This is a genomic window from Bacillus sp. FSL K6-0993, assembly GCF_037977205.1.
Lineage (GTDB): Bacteria > Bacillota > Bacilli > Bacillales > Bacillaceae > Bacillus > Bacillus subtilis.
In genome coordinates this window covers 2476922-2495290 of sequence record NZ_CP150275.1, presented here as the reverse complement: position 1 = coordinate 2495290, position 18369 = coordinate 2476922, and the positions used below count along the sequence as shown (strand labels likewise).

Sequence of the window (18369 nt, the reverse complement as noted above, 5' to 3'; positions counted from 1 at the left end):
TAAGATGGGAAATCGGATACCAGATGAAATTGTGGATCAGGTGCAAAAGTCGGCAGATATCGTTGAAGTCATAGGTGATTATGTTCAATTAAAGAAGCAAGGCCGAAACTACTTTGGACTCTGTCCTTTTCATGGAGAAAGCACACCTTCGTTTTCCGTATCGCCCGACAAACAGATTTTTCATTGCTTTGGCTGCGGAGCGGGCGGCAATGTTTTCTCTTTTTTAAGGCAGATGGAAGGCTATTCTTTTGCCGAGTCGGTTTCTCACCTTGCTGACAAATACCAAATTGATTTTCCAGATGATATAACAGTCCATTCCGGAGCCCGGCCAGAGTCTTCTGGAGAACAAAAAATGGCTGAGGCACATGAGCTCCTGAAGAAATTTTACCATCATTTGTTAATAAATACAAAAGAAGGTCAAGAGGCACTGGATTATCTGCTTTCTAGGGGCTTTACGAAAGAGCTGATTGATGAATTTCAGATTGGCTATGCTCTTGATTCTTGGGACTTTATCACGAAATTCCTTGTAAAGAGGGGATTTAGTGAGGCGCAAATGGAAAAAGCGGGTCTCCTGATCAGACGCGAAGACGGAAGCGGATATTTCGACCGCTTCAGAAACCGTGTCATGTTTCCGATCCATGATCATCACGGGGCTGTTGTTGCTTTCTCAGGCAGGGCTCTTGGCAGCCAGCAGCCTAAGTATATGAACAGTCCTGAAACCCCGCTCTTTCATAAAAGTAAACTGCTTTACAATTTTTATAAGGCCCGCCTTCATATCAGAAAGCAGGAAAGAGCAGTCTTATTTGAAGGGTTTGCTGATGTCATATCGGCCGTAAGCTCGGGTGTAAAAGAAAGCATAGCCACGATGGGAACGTCTCTTACAGATGATCATGTCAAGATCCTGAGAAGAAACGTCGAAGAAATCATTCTTTGCTATGACTCTGATAAAGCCGGTTATGAAGCCACCTTAAAAGCTTCGGAGCTTCTGCAAAAAAAAGGCTGCAAAGTCAGAGTTGCAATGATTCCTGACGGATTGGACCCTGATGATTACATCAAAAAATTCGGCGGTGAAAAATTTAAAAACGACATTATTGACGCCAGTGTCACCGTAATGGCGTTCAAAATGCAATATTTCCGAAAAGGAAAGAACCTGTCCGATGAAGGCGACCGACTAGCTTACATTAAAGACGTACTGAAAGAAATCAGCACGCTTTCAGGGTCTCTAGAGCAGGAAGTCTATGTAAAGCAGCTTGCTTCAGAGTTTTCGCTTTCACAGGAGTCTTTAACTGAGCAGCTGTCTGTTTTCAGCAAGCAAAACAAACCTGCTGACAATAGCGGTGAAACAAAAATGCGGCGAGCGCATCTGACGACAAAAGCAAGGCAAAAACGTTTGCGTCCGGCGTATGAAAATGCAGAAAGGCTGTTACTCGCTCACATGCTTCGAGATCGGAGCGTCATCAAAAAAGTGATTGACCGGGTAGGGTTTCAATTTAATATTGATGAGCACCGGGCATTAGCCGCCTATCTTTATGCTTTTTATGAAGAGGGAGCCGAGCTGACGCCTCAGCATCTGATGGCCAGGGTGACGGATGATCATATAAGCCAGCTCTTGTCTGATATATTAATGCTTCAGGTTAATCAAGAGCTTAGCGAAGCCGAGTTATCAGATTATGTAAAAAAAGTGTTGAATCAAAGAAATTGGTCAATGATAAAAGAAAAAGAGGCGGAAAGAGCCGAAGCCGAAAGGCAAAAAGATTTTTTAAGAGCTGCTTCTCTGGCTCAAGAAATCGTTACATTGAACCGATCTTTAAAATAACTGGAGAACTGATGAGGAGCATTTATTGGCAATGATTCCTTGCGGAGGAGCAAATAGATCGCTTAACCTCATCATGAATTGTCATTTCATTATTCGCACATTGTTAAAGGCAGTTCACATAGAAAACGCCTGAATGGACCGAATAAGAATCATACCGCTTATAGAATTCGTTGCAAGCTTTGGAAGGAGGGATCCATAATGGCTGATAAACAAACCCACGAGACAGAATTAACATTCGACCAAGTAAAAGAGCAATTAACAGAGTCTGGTAAAAAACGTGGCGTTTTGACATATGAAGAAATTGCTGAGCGTATGTCCAGCTTTGAAATTGAATCAGACCAAATGGATGAGTATTATGAATTTTTAGGTGAACAAGGTGTTGAATTAATTAGTGAGAATGAAGAAACAGAAGATCCTAATATTCAGCAGCTTGCCAAAGCCGAAGAAGAATTTGACCTTAATGACCTAAGTGTACCGCCTGGCGTTAAAATCAATGACCCAGTTCGTATGTATTTAAAGGAAATCGGTCGGGTTAACCTTCTTTCTGCAAAAGAAGAAATCGCCTACGCTCAAAAGATTGAAGAAGGTGACGAAGAATCTAAACGCAGATTGGCTGAAGCGAACCTGCGGCTTGTTGTCAGTATCGCAAAACGGTATGTCGGACGCGGTATGCTGTTCCTTGACCTGATCCAGGAAGGAAACATGGGACTGATGAAAGCCGTTGAAAAATTTGATTATCGCAAAGGTTATAAATTCAGTACGTATGCTACGTGGTGGATCAGACAGGCGATTACACGCGCCATTGCCGATCAGGCGAGAACGATCCGGATTCCCGTTCATATGGTTGAAACCATTAATAAATTAATCCGTGTGCAGCGTCAATTACTGCAAGACTTAGGCAGAGAACCAACACCTGAAGAAATTGCGGAAGATATGGATTTAACGCCTGAAAAAGTACGCGAAATCTTAAAGATTGCTCAAGAGCCGGTATCGCTGGAAACACCAATCGGTGAAGAGGATGACTCGCACCTTGGTGATTTCATTGAAGACCAAGAAGCAACTTCACCTTCTGACCACGCCGCATACGAGCTATTGAAAGAGCAGCTGGAAGATGTGCTTGATACGTTAACTGATCGTGAAGAAAATGTATTGCGTCTTCGATTCGGTCTTGATGACGGCCGTACAAGAACATTAGAAGAGGTCGGCAAAGTATTTGGAGTAACGAGAGAGCGTATTCGACAAATCGAAGCCAAAGCGTTGCGGAAACTAAGACATCCTAGCAGAAGTAAACGTTTGAAAGATTTCCTCGAATAAGATGGAACGGGTCTTGAAGATCCGTTCTTCTTTTTTTAAAAAGATATATGGATAATATGCCTTTATTTTACTGAAAAATGATGTCATTTGCAAATGGACATTGTGGTGAAAAATTTCAAAATCTAATTCCATATTTTCTATTGTAAGCGTATACAATACATTATACAATAGAATAAAAAGGATATTAGAGATTTAGGCATGTTTCTATTCAATTTTGTATAAAGTGTGAATAAAAAACTTTTGTATAGCAATCCATTTACTTTTTGTAAAAATAAGTTAGAATTAGAAGTGTTTACATAGGGGGAAGGATCAAAAAGGGGGAAGGGAAATGAAATGGAACCCGCTTATTCCATTTTTGCTGATCGCTGTTTTAGGAATTGGTCTAACTTTCTTTTTATCAGTAAAAGGACTTGATGACTCTCGGGAGATTGCAAGCGGAGGAGAAAGCAAATCTGCTGAAAAGAAAGATGCAAACGCTTCACCAGAAGAAATTTACAAGGCAAACTGCATCGCATGCCACGGTGAAAATTATGAAGGTGTTTCGGGTCCTAGCTTAAAAGGTGTAGGGGATAAGAAAGATGTCGCTGAAATTAAAACAAAGATCGAAAAAGGCGGTAATGGAATGCCTTCCGGTCTTGTTCCGGCCGATAAGCTGGATGATATGGCAGAGTGGGTGTCAAAAATTAAATAAAAGAACCATTTTTCTCTTTATACATTCACAGGCCGCCGAGATGTTCTCGACAGCCTTTTATTTTTGACTGCCGCGTGCAGACCCGCATCAAAAGAAATAATCTCAAAATCATTTGCTTCAGCTTGGATTCCGGGCTGATTTTTTATATGATAGTAAAGGAAAAAATGATTGAGAAAAGTTGTGATGACAAGTGAACGAATTAAAATTATCTAAACGATTGCAAACAGTATCGGAGTACATACCGAATGGAGCGATGATGGCCGATATCGGCTCTGATCACGCATACCTTCCTTGTTATGCGGTGTTGAATCATAAAGCCAGCGGGGCGATTGCCGGAGAAATAACAGACGGCCCATTTTTGTCTGCAAAGCGGCAGGTTGAAAAATCAGGCTTAAACTCGCACATTTCTGTAAGGCAGGGAGACGGACTGGAAGTGATTAAAAAAGGTGAAGCTGATGCCATTACGATTGCCGGAATGGGCGGGGCTTTGATCGCTCACATTTTAGAAGCGGGCAAAGACAAATTAACGGGGAAGGAACGGCTCATTTTACAGCCGAATATTCATGCTGTTCATATCAGGGAGTGGCTTTATAAAGAAGGATATGCGCTGATAGATGAGGTAATCCTTGAAGAGGACGGAAAGTGCTATGAAGTGCTGGTAGCAGAAGCGGGAGACAGGGATGCGGCTTATGACGGTATTTCTTTATCAGCCGGGATGCTCGTCGGCCCTTTCTTGGCAAAAGAAAAAAATGCTGTCTTTTTGAAAAAGTGGACACAAGAGCTTCAGCACACTCAAAGCATTTATGAACAGATTAGCCAAGCGGCGGATACAGAGCAAAACAAACAAAAATTAAAGGAGCTCTCCGATCGAATGGAGCTGTTAAAGGAGGTAATCGAGCATGGCTAAAAGTGTAAATGGGCAGCAGATCATCCAGCTATTTGAACAATTTTCCCCGAAAGCCTATGCGGTTGAAGGAGATAAAATCGGCCTGCAAATCGGCACTTTAAACAAACCAATTAAAAATGTGATGGTTACACTTGATGTGTTAGAGAATGTTATCGATGAAGCGATTGAAAAAGAGGTTGACTTGATTATTGCACACCATCCTCCTATTTTCCGGCCGCTAAAGAATATTTCAACAGATCAGCCTGCCGGAAGGTTAATTGAAAAGTGTTTGAAGCATGATATTGCTGTTTATGCAGCTCATACAAATTTAGACGTTGCGGACGGCGGCGTGAATGATTTGCTTGCTGAAGCATTAGAGCTGAGTGAGACGGAAGTGCTGGCACCTACTTATACGGATCCTCTGAAAAAGCTGGCAGTATACGTGCCGAAGGAATATGAAGAGCAGGTCAGAGCCGCGGTCGGAAATGCGGGGGCCGGCCATATCGGTGAATACAGCCATTGCGCGTTTTCATCTGAAGGGATCGGCAGCTTTAAGCCATTGGATGGAGCCAAACCTTTTATCGGTGAAGTGGGAGAGCTTGAGCTTGTTCATGAAGTAAGACTTGAGACTGTATTTCCTAAAAGCATCGAAAAAGCTGTTATCAATGCAATGATAAAAAGCCATCCATATGAAGAAGTCGCTTACGATATCTATCCTGTCGAACAGACTCCCGCCGAAAAAGGGCTCGGCCGTGTCGGAACCCTTAAAAATGAGATGACGCTTAAGGAATTCGCTTTATTTGTGAAAGACAAGCTTGACGTCAATGGTGTCAGAATGGTGGGGGATGCTGACAGCATGGTGAAAAAGGTAGCTGTTCTTGGTGGAGATGGAAACAAGTATATTCATCATGCAAAACGAAAGGGAGCCGATGTTTACGTCACAGGAGATTTATACTTCCATGTGGCCCATGATGCGATGATGCTTGGCCTAAATGTGGTTGATCCGGGCCATTACGCGGAAAAAATCATGAAAGAAGGCGTCACGAGAAAACTGACATCAATGTGTAATGATAAAAAGTTTGACGTGAATATCTTTGTTTCTGAAACAGATACAAATCCATTTACATTTCTATAAAAAAACTGAGGCTTTTACAGCCTCAGTTTTTTGCTTTTACTTTTGGAAGTATTTTTTTGAGCGGTATATTATGTTCAGTTGTCCAAGTTGATGGATCTTCGTGATCAAACTGCTCTAAAAAGCGAATGACTTCTTTTGTGATCGGCGTCGGTGTTGAAGCTCCCGCTGTAACTGCAACGGTATTAACGCCTTTCAGCCATTCGAGCTTCAGTTCGCTTAAGTCGCCAATCCGGTATGCTTTTGTCCCGGCTATTTCCTCTGACACTTGAGCAAGCCTATTTGAATTGTTGCTTTTCGGGTCTCCGACAACGATTGTTAAGTCCGCTTTTTTTGCCTGCTCTGATACAGCTTCCTGCCGCACTTGAGTAGCGAGGCAAATCTCTTGGTGATATTCGACATGAGGATATTTTTCTTTGACAAGCTCCATAATGTCGTGAACATCCCATTGAGACATTGTTGTTTGATTCGTCACGATTAACTTCTCTGCTTGGATATCAAGGTTCTTTACATCTTCTTCTGTTTCAACTAAGTGAACGATCTCTGGCGCTACGCCAACGGCTCCCTCAGGCTCTGGATGCCCTTTTTTGCCGATATAGATCACGTGATATCCTTTTTCTTTCATCTCTAAGATTAGATTATGAGTTTTCGTCACATCCGGACATGTAGCATCAATTGCGACTAACCCTTTTTCTTCTGCGATTCTTCTGACTTCGGGAGAAACACCGTGCGCAGTGAAAATGACAGTTCCTTTGTCAACCTGCTTTAAGATGTCCAGACGGTTAGAGCCGTCCAATGTAAAAATCCCTTCCTCTTCAAACGCATCAGTGACGTGTTTATTATGAACAATCATCCCGAGTATATAGATGGGTCTTGGCAAGCTTTTATCTAGTGACGCATTTTTGGCAATGACCATAGCATCAACAACACCATAGCAATAGCCGCGCGGTGAAATTTTAATTACGTCCATTTTCGGTTGTCCTCCAATACTGAAGTGAGTAAAGGCAATATAAAAAGCCGTAATCAAACGGCTCTATTCTTGCATTCTTCTGATCTCATTATAGCCAATCTCACTTCAGATATCAAAGAATGTTAAATATATAATCTCGGTTTTGAACTGCCTGATGTTCTTTTCGGAGCAGGAGAGGCAGTTTCCTTTTTCTTCGGGGCAGATGTTTTTGATTCTTGTTCTTTATTGTCAGTTGTTTTAGATTTTTTTGGGAGAGAAGAACTTTTTGGTTTTGATTTTTTGTTCCCATCTGAGGTTTTTGTTTCAGTCTCTTTTTCTGATGATTCTTCTGAAACGGATTGTTTTTCACTTTCCTCATTGGCCTCTGTCTCAGTTTCATCACTTTTACTTAATTGGCTGTACAGCTTCATCATTGCTGGCAGATTGCGGACTAATGGGCCGTACTGCTGGATCATAGGGGTGACTTGCTGCGCCATGCCGAGTACTTTTTGCACATTTCCAAGCATACTGGATAATGATGCAGGATTGGCGATATTTTGAATGCCTTGCAGGCCAGCACCTCCGCTCGCTGCTGCACCTGCTCCTGGAATTCCAGAAACTCCGGCGCTGCCAGCGCCTCCTCCGCCTCCTCCGCCGGGTAGGAACCTTGACAGCATTCCTTTTAAGCCTCCGCCTGCACCTGCACCATTTCTCGCTCCGGCATTTGCCTGAGGAAGAAATTGTCCGGCTTGCTGAAAACCTTGCTGCTGTGCTCCAAATGAAGGTCCTCGCATATTAGGCGGTCTTCTGCCCATCATTCGCTGATTTGGCATGGGGCGGGGCGGTCCGGGCTGTGGGTAATTTCTCATTGGCTGCTGCGGTGAAAACATACTTGTACCTCCTTTCAGCTCTCTCTGCTATTAGAATATGCATGGGCTGCGGTATTTGCTTTACATAACTGAATAAAACAAACGCCTTGCAAACGTGGTGTTTTTAAGCAAAATCGGGTATAATGTGATGATGGACACATAATGTGCCGCTTTAAGGAGCTGGGAAAAATGAAAGAAACGAAATTTGAACTTTATGAATTGAAACCATTTATTATAGATGCAGTACATCGCCTTGGTTTTTACGAACCGACTGATATCCAGAAAAGGCTGATTCCTGCAGTGTTAAAAAAAGAAAGCGTCATCGGCCAGTCTCAGACGGGTACCGGAAAGACTCACGCTTATTTACTGCCTTTATTAAACAAAATCGATCCTGCTAAGGATGTCGTTCAGGTAGTCATTACGGCTCCGACAAGAGAGCTAGCCAACCAGATTTATCAGGAAGCGCTTAAAATCACACAAGGTGAGGAAGGCAGTCAGATTCGCTCGAAATGTTTTATCGGAGGCACTGATAAACAAAAATCAATTGATAAATTGAAAATACAGCCGCATCTTGTTGTCGGTACACCCGGACGGATTGCTGACTTAATCAAAGAACAGGCGTTAAGTGTTCATAAAGCGGAATCTCTTGTTATTGATGAAGCGGATTTAATGCTGGACATGGGATTCCTTGCAGATGTAGATTACATCGGTTCCCGCATGCCTGAGGATCTGCAAATGCTTGTGTTTTCAGCGACCATACCGGAAAAGCTGAAACCATTTTTGAAGAAATACATGGAAAATCCGAAATACGCCCATGTGGAGCCAAAACAGGTGACTGCTGCGAAAATCGAGCATATCCTCATTCCTTCGAAACATCGTGACAAGGACAAGCTCCTTTTTGACATCATGTCGCATCTGAATCCATACCTGGGGATTGTGTTTGCCAACACGAAAAATACGGCTGACCATATTGCCCAGTATCTGACTGGCAAAGGCATGAAAATCGGCTTGCTGCACGGCGGATTAACACCACGTGAGCGGAAAAAAGTCATGAAGCAGATCAATGATTTGGAATTCACTTATGTCATTGCAACTGACCTTGCCGCAAGAGGTATTGATATTAAAGGTGTCAGCCATGTTATCAACTATGAGCTGCCGGATGATCTCGATTTCTATGTTCACCGTGTGGGCAGAACGGCTCGTGCCGGCTCATCAGGACAAGCGATGACCATTTATGAACTTACTGATGAGGATGCATTAGTAAGACTTGAAAAAATGGGCATCGAATTTGATTACTTAGAGCTTGAAAAGGGCGAATGGAAAAAAGGCGATGACCGTCAGCGCCGCAAAAAGCGTAAAAAAACGCCGAATGAAGCGGATGAAATTGCTCATCGTCTCGTGAAAAAGCCTAAGAAGGTTAAGCCTGGGTATAAAAAGAAAATGAGCTATGAGATGGAGAAAATCAAGAAAAAACAGAGAAGAAACCAATCTAAGAAAAGAAAGTAGGGGAACCTGTTGTTGAGAATAGGCTCACACGTCTCTATGAGCGGAAAACATATGCTTCTGGCTGCAAGCCAGGAAGCAGTCTCTTATGGGGCGAATACGTTTATGATCTATACAGGCGCACCGCAAAATACGCGCCGAAAGAAAATTGAAGACTTAAATATAGAAGCAGGCCGGGCACATATGCAAGAAAACGGCATTGACGAGATTATCGTACACGCGCCTTATATTATTAATATTGGCAACACGACAAATCCGTCCACTTTTGAGCTGGGTGTTGATTTTCTTCGTTCAGAAATTGAACGGACAGCGGCCATCGGAGCGAAGCAAATTGTCCTTCATCCTGGCGCTCACGTAGGGGCAGGAGCTGAAGCCGGCATCAAAAAAATTATTGAAGGCTTAAATGAAGTGATTGATCCGAATCAAAATGTCCAGATTGCATTAGAAACAATGGCTGGAAAAGGATCAGAATGCGGCAGAAGCTTTGAGGAGCTTGCACTGATTATCGAAGGCGTTACACACAATGAGCAGCTGTCAGTGTGCTTTGATACATGCCATACACATGATGCCGGGTATAACATTGTTGAAGACTTTGACGGAGTGCTGAATGAGTTCGATAAAATCATTGGCATTGACCGTATTAAAGTGCTTCATATCAATGACAGCAAAAATGTCAAAGGTGCGAGAAAAGACCGCCATGAAAATATTGGCTTTGGTGAAATAGGTTTTGACGCACTGCAATATGTTGTTCACCATGAGCAGTTAAAAGACATTCCAAAAATTCTTGAAACACCATATGTCGGTGAAGATAAAAAGAACAAAAAACCGCCATATCGTTTTGAGATTGAAATGCTGAAAGAAAAACAATTTGATGATACATTGCTCGAAAAGATTTTACAGCAATAAAAAATGGGGGATAACACCCCCATTTTTTAGCTTGTAAATTGTTTGAATAGTTCATCAACTGTTTGAGCTGTTTCTTTCGATGTAATCGTCTCTACTTGCTTCAGCAGCCGCATTCGTTCACTTTCATTAAAGATGTTTACATTTTTCCCGTATAACAGGTTCGCTACTTCAACGGCCTGTGATCTTGTTAAGCTGATTCCGTATTGTTTTGAGTACTTCAGCAAATCGTCAGCAGTAGCCTGATTAAGCCGCTGTAAAATAATTCTTTGAAATAAAATCATCGGTCATTCCACCTCCAGACTTAATGTATGGGCAAATCAGTAAAATGTGTCAGTGTTTAATGGTAAAATAGATTTATAATGTATTTAAAATAGTTATTGCAGGAAAGGAGATTTTATGACCCCAACAAAACAACATAAGAAAGAAACATTTACCCATTTTATTTTCAGGGTCTTTATGATTCTGGTAGGGGCTGCATCTGCGGCTGTAAGTATTGAATTATTTTTAATCCCCAATGATTTTATTGATGGCGGGATTATCGGTGTATCACTTATTTTAGACCACCTCTTTATGTCAAACCCCTTTCTGAATTTCGCTTTTTTCGTTGTCATATTAAATATTCCTTTTATGATCTTCGGATATAAATATATCGGTAAGACCTTTCTAATCTCTACGTTTATAGGGATTGTCGGGCTTGCCGTTATTGAATCCTCACTTCACCATGTAGAAGCCATTACAACCCAGCCTATTTTGGCTACTGTGTTCGGAGGTCTTTTACTCGGCTTTGGCGTCGGGCTTGTTATTCGAAACGGAGGTTCAATGGATGGTACAGAAATTCTCGGTATTTTGCTGACCAAAAAACTCCCGTTTTCAGTAGGTGAGTTCGTTATGTTCATCAATGTGTTCATTTTCATTTGGGCAGTTTTTGTGTTCGGTCCTGAGCAAGCGATGTACTCATTCATGACTTATTATATTGCGATGAAAACGATTGATGCCGTGATCCAAGGGCTTGATGAAACAAAAGCTGTCATTATTGTGTCTGAGCAGTATGATGAGATTTCCGACGCGATTTTGCACCGTCTCGGTCGGGGCACAACGAAGCTGAAGGGGAAAGGCGGGTATACGGACGAAGAAAAAGACGTAATTTACGCGGTTGTCACAAGGCTGGAAGTGACAAAGCTCAAATCGATCGTGTTTGAAGTTGATCAAAATGCATTCATAACAATTATGAATACTCATGAAACGAGAGGCGGAAAATTCAAAAACGCAATCCACTAGGCTTTCATTTACTTTTATTCATTTTATGGGTATAATTTTATCTGCAGTAAAGACAATGGCTTGCTGGACAGACAGCTGCCATTTTCTTTTTCATACATGTGATACGTTCTTAAGCAAAGCGAAAAGGGGGACCCTTCATGAACGTACAAGAAGCGCTGAACCTACTAAAAGAAAACGGATATAAATATACAAACAAACGGGAGGATATGCTGCAGCTTTTTGCTGATTCAGACAGATATCTTACCGCTAAAAACGTACTGTCTGCACTGAATGATGATTATCCAGGCTTAAGCTTTGATACAATCTACAGAAATCTTTCTTTATATGAAGAACTTGGGATTTTGGAAACAACTGAGCTGTCCGGTGAAAAGCTCTTCCGATTTAAGTGTTCATTCACCCATCACCACCATCATTTTATTTGTCTTGCCTGCGGCAAAACAAAGGAAATTGAATCATGTCCGATGGACAAGCTTTGTGATGATTTGGATGGCTATCAGGTCAGCGGGCATAAATTTGAGATTTATGGCACATGCCCTGATTGTACAGCGGAAAACCAAGAAAACACTACTGCGTAAAATGCGTATATATGAAAAAGGAGCCCGGTTTGGGCTCCTTTTTCAGTTATTGACACGTATTAAGTGATGCTTATTGTTGTTCATCCATTGAACGGCTTCTAGCCAGTTGTTTACTCTGATGATGTTTGAATCAATCGGAAGCTGATTATAAGGGGAATTGAACAAAATCACCGGTATCCCGGCTTCTTTCGCAATCATCATGGCGTTCCCGTGATGATCTTCAAAAAACAGGTCGATGTTATGATTCTTGACCGCTTCAACTTTGTGATGACCGCCAACGAGTTCGATGTGGTCATAATGAATGTTTTGTCTGTCAAACCATTCATAGGTAATATCAGTTAAATGAGTCCGTCTCGCTGTAATATAAATAAGCTTGTGCTCCTCTTTGAGAAGATCAAGTGACTGTTTCGCATGCTGTGCAAGCAATGCTTCCTTATATATGATCGCTTCATTTTGATTCATCCAATCCCAAAATTCTTCCTGGGTAATGTTTAACAGCTTTGTTAAATCATAATCCGTCATATCGTTTAATGAAATGGAAAGATTAAACGAACGGTTCAAATAAGGGACGAATGTATCCTGAGCCGTGATTGTGCCGTCAATATCTATTCCTAAGCGTAACATGCCCACACTCCTTCAGTTTCATCCCTTCAAGTGTAACATAAACAATTGACATTAACAGAAAAGTTTAGCAAACATGAATCAGGCAAAATGGATCAAACTATAAAAGCTCCTTTAATAAAACAGAAGGGGGAATTGAAGGTGGCAAACGATTACGAAAAGCGTGATAACAACAGTTACTATGTTGATCATGGATCTGAAGGGACAAATATTACCCGCGACAATGACGGTTTTTTTGAGGAAACAGCTGCTGAAATCGCAGAGCCTTATCGTGCTGCTGACCGCAGCAATGACCAAGACAATGATCGCAGCGGCGGCAATGTCAATGAAGGACGGGGAATAGGATATATCGCTTTAGCCTTGTCCATCATTTCATTGTTTGTACTGCCTGTTTTATTGGGAGCTGCCGGTATTATTGTCGGCTATATCGCAAGAAGAAGAGGTGCTCAAGGCCTTGGAGCCTGGGCAATGGGTATCGGTGTCGTTTCATTAGTGCTTGGAATATTTATTATTCCATTTTTCTAACACAAAAAAGCTTGACGGGTTCCCGTCAAGCTTTTTGTGTTTCTTCTTTTAATTTTGCTTTTTCAGCTTCAAGTTGTGCGTAGTGTTCCTCAGCAAGAATGTCAATTTCTTTTTTGAGTTCTTCTACCATTGTTTCCTCTGGAACCTTACGGACAATTTTCCCTTTCCGGAACAGCAGTCCTTCACCGCGTGCGCCGGCGATTCCGATATCAGCTTCTCTCGCTTCACCAGGTCCGTTTACAGCGCAGCCGAGAACAGCAACTTTAATCGGCGCTTTTATCTTAGAAATATACTCTTCCACTTCATTGGCAATGCTGATTAGATCAATCTCAATACGGCCGCAAGTCGGACATGAGATGAGCGTGGCAGCATTGGAGGCTAAGCCGAAAGATTTCAGCAGCTCCCTTGCTACTTTTACCTCTTCTACAGGGTCTGCGCTTAGTGAAATGCGCATGGTGTTCCCGATGCCTTTGCTTAAAATGGCGCCGAGTCCTGCTGCGCTCTTTACTGTGCCGGCAAACAGTGTTCCTGACTCGGTGATCCCGAGGTGAAGCGGGTAGTCAAATGCTTTCGCCGCTTTTTCATAAGCCTCGATTGCAAGGTTCACGTCAGAGGCCTTCATGCTGACAATAATATCGTGAAAATCAAGATCCTCAAGAATTTTAATGTGATGAAGTGCGCTTTCTACCATTCCATCGGCAGTCGGATAACCGTATTTTTCTAAAATCCGTTTTTCCAATGAACCGGCGTTTACTCCGATTCTGATCGGAATGCCTTTGTCTTTGGCCGCTTTAACAACCGCTTCAACTTTTTCGCGCCGGCCGATGTTGCCGGGGTTGATTCGGATTTTATCTGCGCCGCCTTCAATGGCTTTCAACGCAAGTTTATAATCGAAATGTATGTCAACAACGAGAGGAATGGAAATGCGCTTTTTAATATCCGCAATGGCGTTTGCTGCCCGTTCATCCGGACATGCTACCCGAACGATTTGGCATCCGGCTTCAGCCAAACGGTTAATTTCCGCAACCGTTGCTTCTACATCATGTGTTTTTGTTGTTGTCATGCTTTGGATGACAACTTCATTGTTGCCGCCTATTGTTAAAGGTCCCACTTTGACGGGACGCGTTTTTGTACGATGTGTGATTTCACTCACTTGCAATCGCTCCTTAATTGTAGTTGCCGCTTCTAGATATAACAATTCTAGTATGGTTTATGTGAATTTATTTTACAAATTACATTGTAACAGTGTCTTCGCCGAACTGACAAGAAATTAACGTTAAATTAAGGGTAGACCGGGAATTTATACGCTGTTCCCGCTTGAATGGCATTGGCTTTCACATTTGGATTCAGTGCTTCAAAATCCTTTACAATGTCATCCGGAGAACCTGCTGATCCGACTATCGACATAACCGTATCACCCGGCTTTACCTTCACCGTTTTATAATCCGGTTCTTGTGCAGCCGTTTTTGCTGATGCTTCATAGACAGGGAGGTCCTGAATGGGTATGGTTCCAATTTTAAGGTCATAAAAAAGAATAAAAAGTATAAAAACAATGCTGCATACTAAGGTGAGACGCTTCATCGCTTTTCCTCCCGCATACGAAATTTTATACCATAGTATGCTTGTCCATTTAGATTCATGACAAAAGAAAAGAGACTGCGAATGCAGCCTCGGTTTATACAGCAGCTTTTTTGGACGGAATCTCTTTTAAAACGAGAAACAGGATGACAAAATTGACAAACCAGTTCAGCAAAAATTCACTTGGTACGGTTGCTTCTAATGCCCGCATGATTGTAAAGAATACAGTTGAAAGGGTGATGGAATAAGCAGAAAGCTTCCAGAGCTGATGATAGGATAAATGTTTTTTCTGCGAATTCTTAATGATTAACCCGATAAGCGCTAAAAACGATACTTCAATAAATTTTCCCGCTGCTGTTACGAGAAAAATAAGAGCTGAGAGAACAGTGACAATCATCGCTTTATTTTGGTTTAACCCTGCAATGACATCTTTTTTCTGTAACTCTGACGGCATCATTGAGTAAGACATTTCTTGGGCTTGTCCGTCAATGGCCAAAACAAATTTGTTCTGAAGGATGCCGATTGCGTTTTGCTTTGCTTCAATTTGTTCAGTGCCATAGGAGTCTGTCGGATCGAACACGATAACGAAACCATTTGCTTGAGATTCCGTGGCTTTTTTCTCATCCGTTTGAAGTTTGCCGTTTGAAATTGTGAAATCAGGGAAATCTTTGTTTAAAACAGTTTTAAAGCCGTTCATTGATTTTACGGTCCCTGTACTTACATAATAAGCGGTAGGGATTGCAAACAGGACAGAGAGCAAAAATACATAAAGAATCGCTTTTCCGATTCCTTGAAATCTTGTTTTTGCAATATCACGGGGAGAGTATGTACTTTTAATGAAAAGCTGAAACACATTCACTATCTTCACTTCCTAGCTAAACTAATATATGTTGCTTATTGTATCGTTGCATGCGTGTGAATACAAGGAAGACATGAAGAAGACAGAGTAAAATGGGAGGATGGAAGCTATGGATATGTTGTATTGGCTGTTGATTGCAGCGGTTTTTATCATTGCCTTTATCGGGCTGGTGTATCCTGTTATTCCGAGCGTAGTATTTATTGTGGCCGGATTTGTATTGTACGGATTTTTATTTTCATTCAGTCCGTATTCTTATATGTTCTGGCTTGTTGAGGCAGTTTTTGCCGCAGTATTATTCGCAGCAGATTACGTGTCGAATCTGCTTGGAGTAAAAAGGTTCGGAGGAAGCAAAGCTGCCATATGGGGAAGCACGATCGGTTTATTAGTCGGGCCTTTTGTCATTCCGGTTGCAGGGATCATATTGGGTCCGTTTATCGGGGCTGTTTGCGCAGAACTTATCGTCCATCAGAAGGACTTAAAGTCAGCGTTTAAAATTGGCCTCGGCTCACTCATTGGTTTTTTAACAGGGGTTATTGCCAAGGGCATCATACAGCTTTTGATGATCGGATACTTTTTATGGACGGTCCTATAAGAAATGCTGGCGGCAGGTTTAATGGGGCAGATTATCGGTTAAAGTGAAGTATGTCCGCTGAAATGAGCCAAATCGTGAGCTTTTTCATTGATTACAAAGCATTCTTTTGTTACATTGAATGAAGAAAGGCTCGCTGTGAAGCGGCATTTCAGTACATATATACTAAGGAGGAATTATCATGGCTTACGAACTTCCAGAATTACCTTATGCGTACGATGCTTTAGAACCGCATATCGACAAGGAAACTATGACTATTCACCATACGAAACACCACAACACATACGTGACAAATTTAAACAAAGCGGTTGAAGGAAACACTGCTCTTGCCAACAAATCAGTTGAAGAGCTTGTTGCAGATCTTGATTCTGTTCCTGAAAACATCCGCACTGCAGTCCGCAACAACGGCGGCGGACACGCGAACCACAAATTATTCTGGACACTTTTATCTCCAAACGGCGGAGGCGAACCGACTGGCGCGCTTGCTGAAGAGATCAACAGTGTATTTGGAAGCTTTGACAAATTCAAAGAGCAATTCGCAGCAGCTGCAGCTGGACGCTTCGGTTCTGGCTGGGCATGGCTTGTTGTGAACAACGGTAAACTTGAAATCACAAGCACGCCAAACCAAGATTCTCCGCTTTCAGAAGGCAAAACGCCTATCTTAGGTCTTGACGTTTGGGAGCATGCTTACTACCTTAACTATCAAAACCGCCGTCCTGATTACATTTCAGCTTTCTGGAATGTTGTAAACTGGGACGAAGTGGCTCGTCTATACAGCGAAGCAAAATAATGGCACAAACAAGGTCCTCATTATGGGACCTTGTTTTTTTATGTCTTCTTTTTACATATCTCGGTTTGAGTGAGACAGACTAAGGGATAGTAAAGGGGAGTCAGTAATGAGCAAACTAAAAAAAGTGATAGGCGATGTAGACGTAAACAAAGGGTTACTCTTTCTGCTGACCATTGGCGGGCTTTACTCGCTGGGAATTGCACTGTCCAATACATTTGTTAATGTGTATCTTTGGAAGCAGTCAGGGAAATTTATTGATTTGGCGATATATAATTTATCCATTGTGACAATGCAGCCGATAACCTTTTATTTGGCTGGACGGTTAGCCAAAAAAATAGACAGGGTATTTATTTTAAGGTTCGGCGTCATTTTTTTAGCTGCCTTTTATTTAAGTGTGCTTTTAGCCGGAGAAACGGCGGCCAGCCGCCTCGTGCTAATAGGCGCGGTGCTCGGAGTGGGCTATGGCTTTTATTGGCTAGCGTTTAACGTGCTGACCTTTGAAATAACAGAGCCGGATACGCGAGACTTTTTCAACGGGTTTATGGGCATTCTGTCTTCCTCTGCAGGAATGATCGGCCCGATTGTAGCCGGATTCGTGATCTCAAGGCTTGAAAATAATACGGGTTATACAGTGATTTTCAGTCTCTCCCTCAGTTTATTTGCCCTGGCTGTCGTGATGAGCTTTTTCTTAAAACGGAGAGAATCAAAGGGCCGTTTTATGCTGAGCAAAGTATTTGGAGAGCGCCATAGCAATATGAATTGGCGGAGAATCACGAATGCGCATTTTTTTCAGGGTTTGAGAGAAGGGATTTTTGTCTTTTTAATCAGTGTGTTTGTATTTATTGAGACAAACAGCGAACTTGCTCTCGGTACATTCGGTCTTGTCAATTCAGCTGTTTCCTTCTTTGCCTACTACTTTGCATCCAGGCTGATTAAGAAAAAGGCGAGAAAAAAATCGATTTTGCTGGGCGGACTTATTTTGTATGGCGCGCTGTTTTTGATTTTGTTTCATATGAGCTTTTCGACATTATTAACGTACGGCGTTTTTATTGCCATCGGCTATCCTCTGTTGCTTGTGCCATATGTATCACTTACATATGATGTGATAGGGCGGGCGAGGCATGCAAGAAAAGCAAGAATTGAATATATCGTGCTTAGAGAAATGTTCTTGAACGCCGGCAGAATTGTTTCCATTTTGTGCTTTCTCCTGATCGTGGCCCTTCTGAAAGAGGATGTGGGAATTCCTTTGTCACTTGCGATATTGGGTATAGGACATCCTTTGATTTATTACTTTGTCAAGGATATCCGTTTTAAGGAGAAAGAAGGGGAAAATGAAACCATGGAAGAAGACGGCCAAAAACGGGTAACAGAACCGACCCTGTTAAAAGGCGAGAGATAATTTTTTTGCCAAAAAGGGGTTATCTGTAGAAAAAAGTCGAAAAAACCTTTAAAATGAAAACTGGCACTCTTACTTGAGTGTCTTTTCTT

General features: G+C 42.0%; 20 protein-coding genes. 13 read left to right on the top strand and 7 right to left on the bottom strand.

What is annotated here, in order from left to right; translation table 11 throughout:
• Positions 1–4 precede the first annotated feature (4 nt).
• The 5 genes from dnaG to MHH79_RS12955 all read left to right on the top strand — a co-directional run bounded on the left by dnaG (position 5) and on the right by MHH79_RS12955 (position 5842).
• Positions 5–1816: a DNA primase gene (gene dnaG, locus MHH79_RS12975; RefSeq protein ID WP_063335446.1), complete on the top strand. Its 1812-nt coding sequence runs from the start codon at positions 5–7 to the stop codon at positions 1814–1816.
• 198 nt (positions 1817–2014) lie between these two features.
• A complete protein-coding gene (rpoD, locus tag MHH79_RS12970; protein ID WP_003226225.1) occupies positions 2015–3130 on the top strand; it encodes an RNA polymerase sigma factor RpoD in 1116 nt (371 codons plus the stop codon).
• A 328-nt stretch (positions 3131–3458) separates the two neighbouring features.
• Positions 3459–3821 (top strand): cytochrome c550, encoded by a 363-nt coding sequence (cccA, locus tag MHH79_RS12965; protein ID WP_003230068.1) that lies wholly within the window; start codon positions 3459–3461, stop codon positions 3819–3821.
• Between the two features lie 256 nt (positions 3822–4077).
• Positions 4078–4728, top strand: coding sequence for a tRNA (adenine(22)-N(1))-methyltransferase TrmK (trmK, locus tag MHH79_RS12960; protein WP_063335445.1), 651 nt, complete (start codon positions 4078–4080; stop codon positions 4726–4728).
• Positions 4721–5842: a Nif3-like dinuclear metal center hexameric protein gene (locus tag MHH79_RS12955; protein ID WP_063335444.1), complete on the top strand. Its 1122-nt coding sequence runs from the start codon at positions 4721–4723 to the stop codon at positions 5840–5842. Before trmK ends, MHH79_RS12955 begins: the two co-directional genes overlap by 8 nt.
• A 22-nt stretch (positions 5843–5864) precedes the next feature.
• On the opposite strand, the gene MHH79_RS12950 is transcribed toward MHH79_RS12955, so the two are convergent.
• Positions 5865–6809, bottom strand: coding sequence for a 4-hydroxy-3-methylbut-2-enyl diphosphate reductase (locus MHH79_RS12950; protein WP_014477361.1), 945 nt, complete (start codon positions 6807–6809; stop codon positions 5865–5867).
• A gap of 122 nt (positions 6810–6931) precedes the next feature.
• Entirely contained in the window at positions 6932–7678 is a 747-nt protein-coding gene (gene vrrA / locus MHH79_RS12945) for a VrrA/YqfQ family protein (protein WP_063335443.1), read from the bottom strand.
• 168 nt (positions 7679–7846) lie between these two features.
• Between vrrA and cshB the strand changes: the two genes are divergently transcribed.
• Together cshB and MHH79_RS12935 are read left to right on the top strand one after the other, a co-directional pair.
• Positions 7847–9163: a DEAD-box ATP-dependent RNA helicase CshB gene (cshB, locus tag MHH79_RS12940; protein WP_015483443.1), complete on the top strand. Its 1317-nt coding sequence runs from the start codon at positions 7847–7849 to the stop codon at positions 9161–9163.
• Positions 9164–9172: 9 nt separating this feature from the next.
• On the top strand, positions 9173–10066 hold the full coding sequence (locus MHH79_RS12935) for a deoxyribonuclease IV (protein ID WP_015483442.1): 894 nt from the start codon (positions 9173–9175) through the stop codon (positions 10064–10066).
• 26 nt (positions 10067–10092) lie between these two features.
• Here the strand turns inward: MHH79_RS12935 and MHH79_RS12930 are convergent, their stop codons facing one another.
• A complete protein-coding gene (locus MHH79_RS12930) occupies positions 10093–10347 on the bottom strand; it encodes a DUF2624 domain-containing protein (RefSeq protein ID WP_063335442.1) in 255 nt (84 codons plus the stop codon).
• Positions 10348–10462: 115 nt separating this feature from the next.
• Here MHH79_RS12930 and MHH79_RS12925 point away from each other — a divergent pair, with 115 nt between their 5' ends.
• Both MHH79_RS12925 and zur read left to right on the top strand, forming a co-directional pair.
• Complete coding sequence (locus MHH79_RS12925) at positions 10463–11344, top strand: YitT family protein (protein ID WP_063335441.1); 882 nt, start codon at positions 10463–10465, stop codon at positions 11342–11344.
• Between the two features lie 137 nt (positions 11345–11481).
• The gene (gene zur, locus MHH79_RS12920) at positions 11482–11919 is read left to right on the top strand and encodes a zinc uptake transcriptional repressor Zur (RefSeq protein ID WP_004398578.1); all 438 of its coding nucleotides are present in this window, start codon (positions 11482–11484) and stop codon (positions 11917–11919) included.
• 42 nt (positions 11920–11961) lie between these two features.
• Here zur and MHH79_RS12915 read toward each other — a convergent pair whose 3' ends face one another.
• Positions 11962–12543, bottom strand: a complete 582-nt coding sequence (locus MHH79_RS12915; protein WP_003246215.1) for a nucleotidase — start codon at positions 12541–12543, stop codon at positions 11962–11964.
• A 132-nt stretch (positions 12544–12675) separates the two neighbouring features.
• Here MHH79_RS12915 and MHH79_RS12910 point away from each other — a divergent pair, with 132 nt between their 5' ends.
• The gene (locus tag MHH79_RS12910) at positions 12676–13065 is read left to right on the top strand and encodes a DUF308 domain-containing protein (protein WP_010886568.1); all 390 of its coding nucleotides are present in this window, start codon (positions 12676–12678) and stop codon (positions 13063–13065) included.
• A gap of 25 nt (positions 13066–13090) precedes the next feature.
• On the opposite strand, the gene ispG is transcribed toward MHH79_RS12910, so the two are convergent.
• The 3 genes from ispG to MHH79_RS12895 form a co-directional block, all read right to left on the bottom strand.
• Positions 13091–14224 (bottom strand): flavodoxin-dependent (E)-4-hydroxy-3-methylbut-2-enyl-diphosphate synthase, encoded by a 1134-nt coding sequence (gene ispG, locus MHH79_RS12905; protein ID WP_080467332.1) that lies wholly within the window; start codon positions 14222–14224, stop codon positions 13091–13093.
• Positions 14225–14346: 122 nt separating this feature from the next.
• Entirely contained in the window at positions 14347–14646 is a 300-nt protein-coding gene (locus tag MHH79_RS12900) for a LysM domain-containing protein (protein ID WP_063335439.1), read from the bottom strand.
• 94 nt (positions 14647–14740) lie between these two features.
• Entirely contained in the window at positions 14741–15502 is a 762-nt protein-coding gene (locus MHH79_RS12895) for a DUF1189 domain-containing protein (RefSeq protein ID WP_015384107.1), read from the bottom strand.
• A 109-nt stretch (positions 15503–15611) separates the two neighbouring features.
• On the opposite strand from MHH79_RS12895, the gene MHH79_RS12890 reads away from it, so the two are divergent.
• The 3 genes from MHH79_RS12890 (at position 15612) to MHH79_RS12880 (ending at position 18280) form a co-directional block, all read left to right on the top strand.
• Complete coding sequence (locus MHH79_RS12890) at positions 15612–16094, top strand: DUF456 domain-containing protein (RefSeq protein WP_015483441.1); 483 nt, start codon at positions 15612–15614, stop codon at positions 16092–16094.
• Between the two features lie 178 nt (positions 16095–16272).
• Positions 16273–16881 carry a superoxide dismutase SodA gene (sodA, locus tag MHH79_RS12885; protein ID WP_004398583.1) on the top strand — a complete coding sequence of 203 codons (609 nt, stop codon included), beginning with the start codon at positions 16273–16275 and terminating at the stop codon, positions 16879–16881.
• A gap of 106 nt (positions 16882–16987) precedes the next feature.
• Positions 16988–18280 carry an MFS transporter gene (locus MHH79_RS12880; RefSeq protein ID WP_003230095.1) on the top strand — a complete coding sequence of 431 codons (1293 nt, stop codon included), beginning with the start codon at positions 16988–16990 and terminating at the stop codon, positions 18278–18280.
• Positions 18281–18369 lie beyond the last annotated feature (89 nt).

Coding starts and splice junctions, on each gene's coding strand:
- cccA (WP_003230068.1), top strand. CDS start 3,459: ATGAAATGGAACCCGCTTATTCCATTTTTGCTGATCGCTGTTTTAGGA.
- MHH79_RS12950 (WP_014477361.1), bottom strand. CDS start 6,809: ATGGACGTAATTAAAATTTCACCGCGCGGCTATTGCTATGGTGTTGTT.
- MHH79_RS12925 (WP_063335441.1), top strand. CDS start 10,463: ATGACCCCAACAAAACAACATAAGAAAGAAACATTTACCCATTTTATT.
- vrrA (WP_063335443.1), bottom strand. CDS start 7,678: ATGTTTTCACCGCAGCAGCCAATGAGAAATTACCCACAGCCCGGACCG.
- MHH79_RS12915 (WP_003246215.1), bottom strand. CDS start 12,543: ATGTTACGCTTAGGAATAGATATTGACGGCACAATCACGGCTCAGGAT.
- MHH79_RS12890 (WP_015483441.1), top strand. CDS start 15,612: ATGGATATGTTGTATTGGCTGTTGATTGCAGCGGTTTTTATCATTGCC.
- MHH79_RS12955 (WP_063335444.1), top strand. CDS start 4,721: ATGGCTAAAAGTGTAAATGGGCAGCAGATCATCCAGCTATTTGAACAA.
- MHH79_RS12880 (WP_003230095.1), top strand. CDS start 16,988: ATGAGCAAACTAAAAAAAGTGATAGGCGATGTAGACGTAAACAAAGGG.
- zur (WP_004398578.1), top strand. CDS start 11,482: ATGAACGTACAAGAAGCGCTGAACCTACTAAAAGAAAACGGATATAAA.
- trmK (WP_063335445.1), top strand. CDS start 4,078: ATGGCCGATATCGGCTCTGATCACGCATACCTTCCTTGTTATGCGGTG.
- dnaG (WP_063335446.1), top strand. CDS start 5: ATGGGAAATCGGATACCAGATGAAATTGTGGATCAGGTGCAAAAGTCG.
- sodA (WP_004398583.1), top strand. CDS start 16,273: ATGGCTTACGAACTTCCAGAATTACCTTATGCGTACGATGCTTTAGAA.
- MHH79_RS12930 (WP_063335442.1), bottom strand. CDS start 10,347: ATGATTTTATTTCAAAGAATTATTTTACAGCGGCTTAATCAGGCTACT.
- MHH79_RS12900 (WP_063335439.1), bottom strand. CDS start 14,646: ATGAAGCGTCTCACCTTAGTATGCAGCATTGTTTTTATACTTTTTATT.
- cshB (WP_015483443.1), top strand. CDS start 7,847: ATGAAAGAAACGAAATTTGAACTTTATGAATTGAAACCATTTATTATA.
- rpoD (WP_003226225.1), top strand. CDS start 2,015: ATGGCTGATAAACAAACCCACGAGACAGAATTAACATTCGACCAAGTA.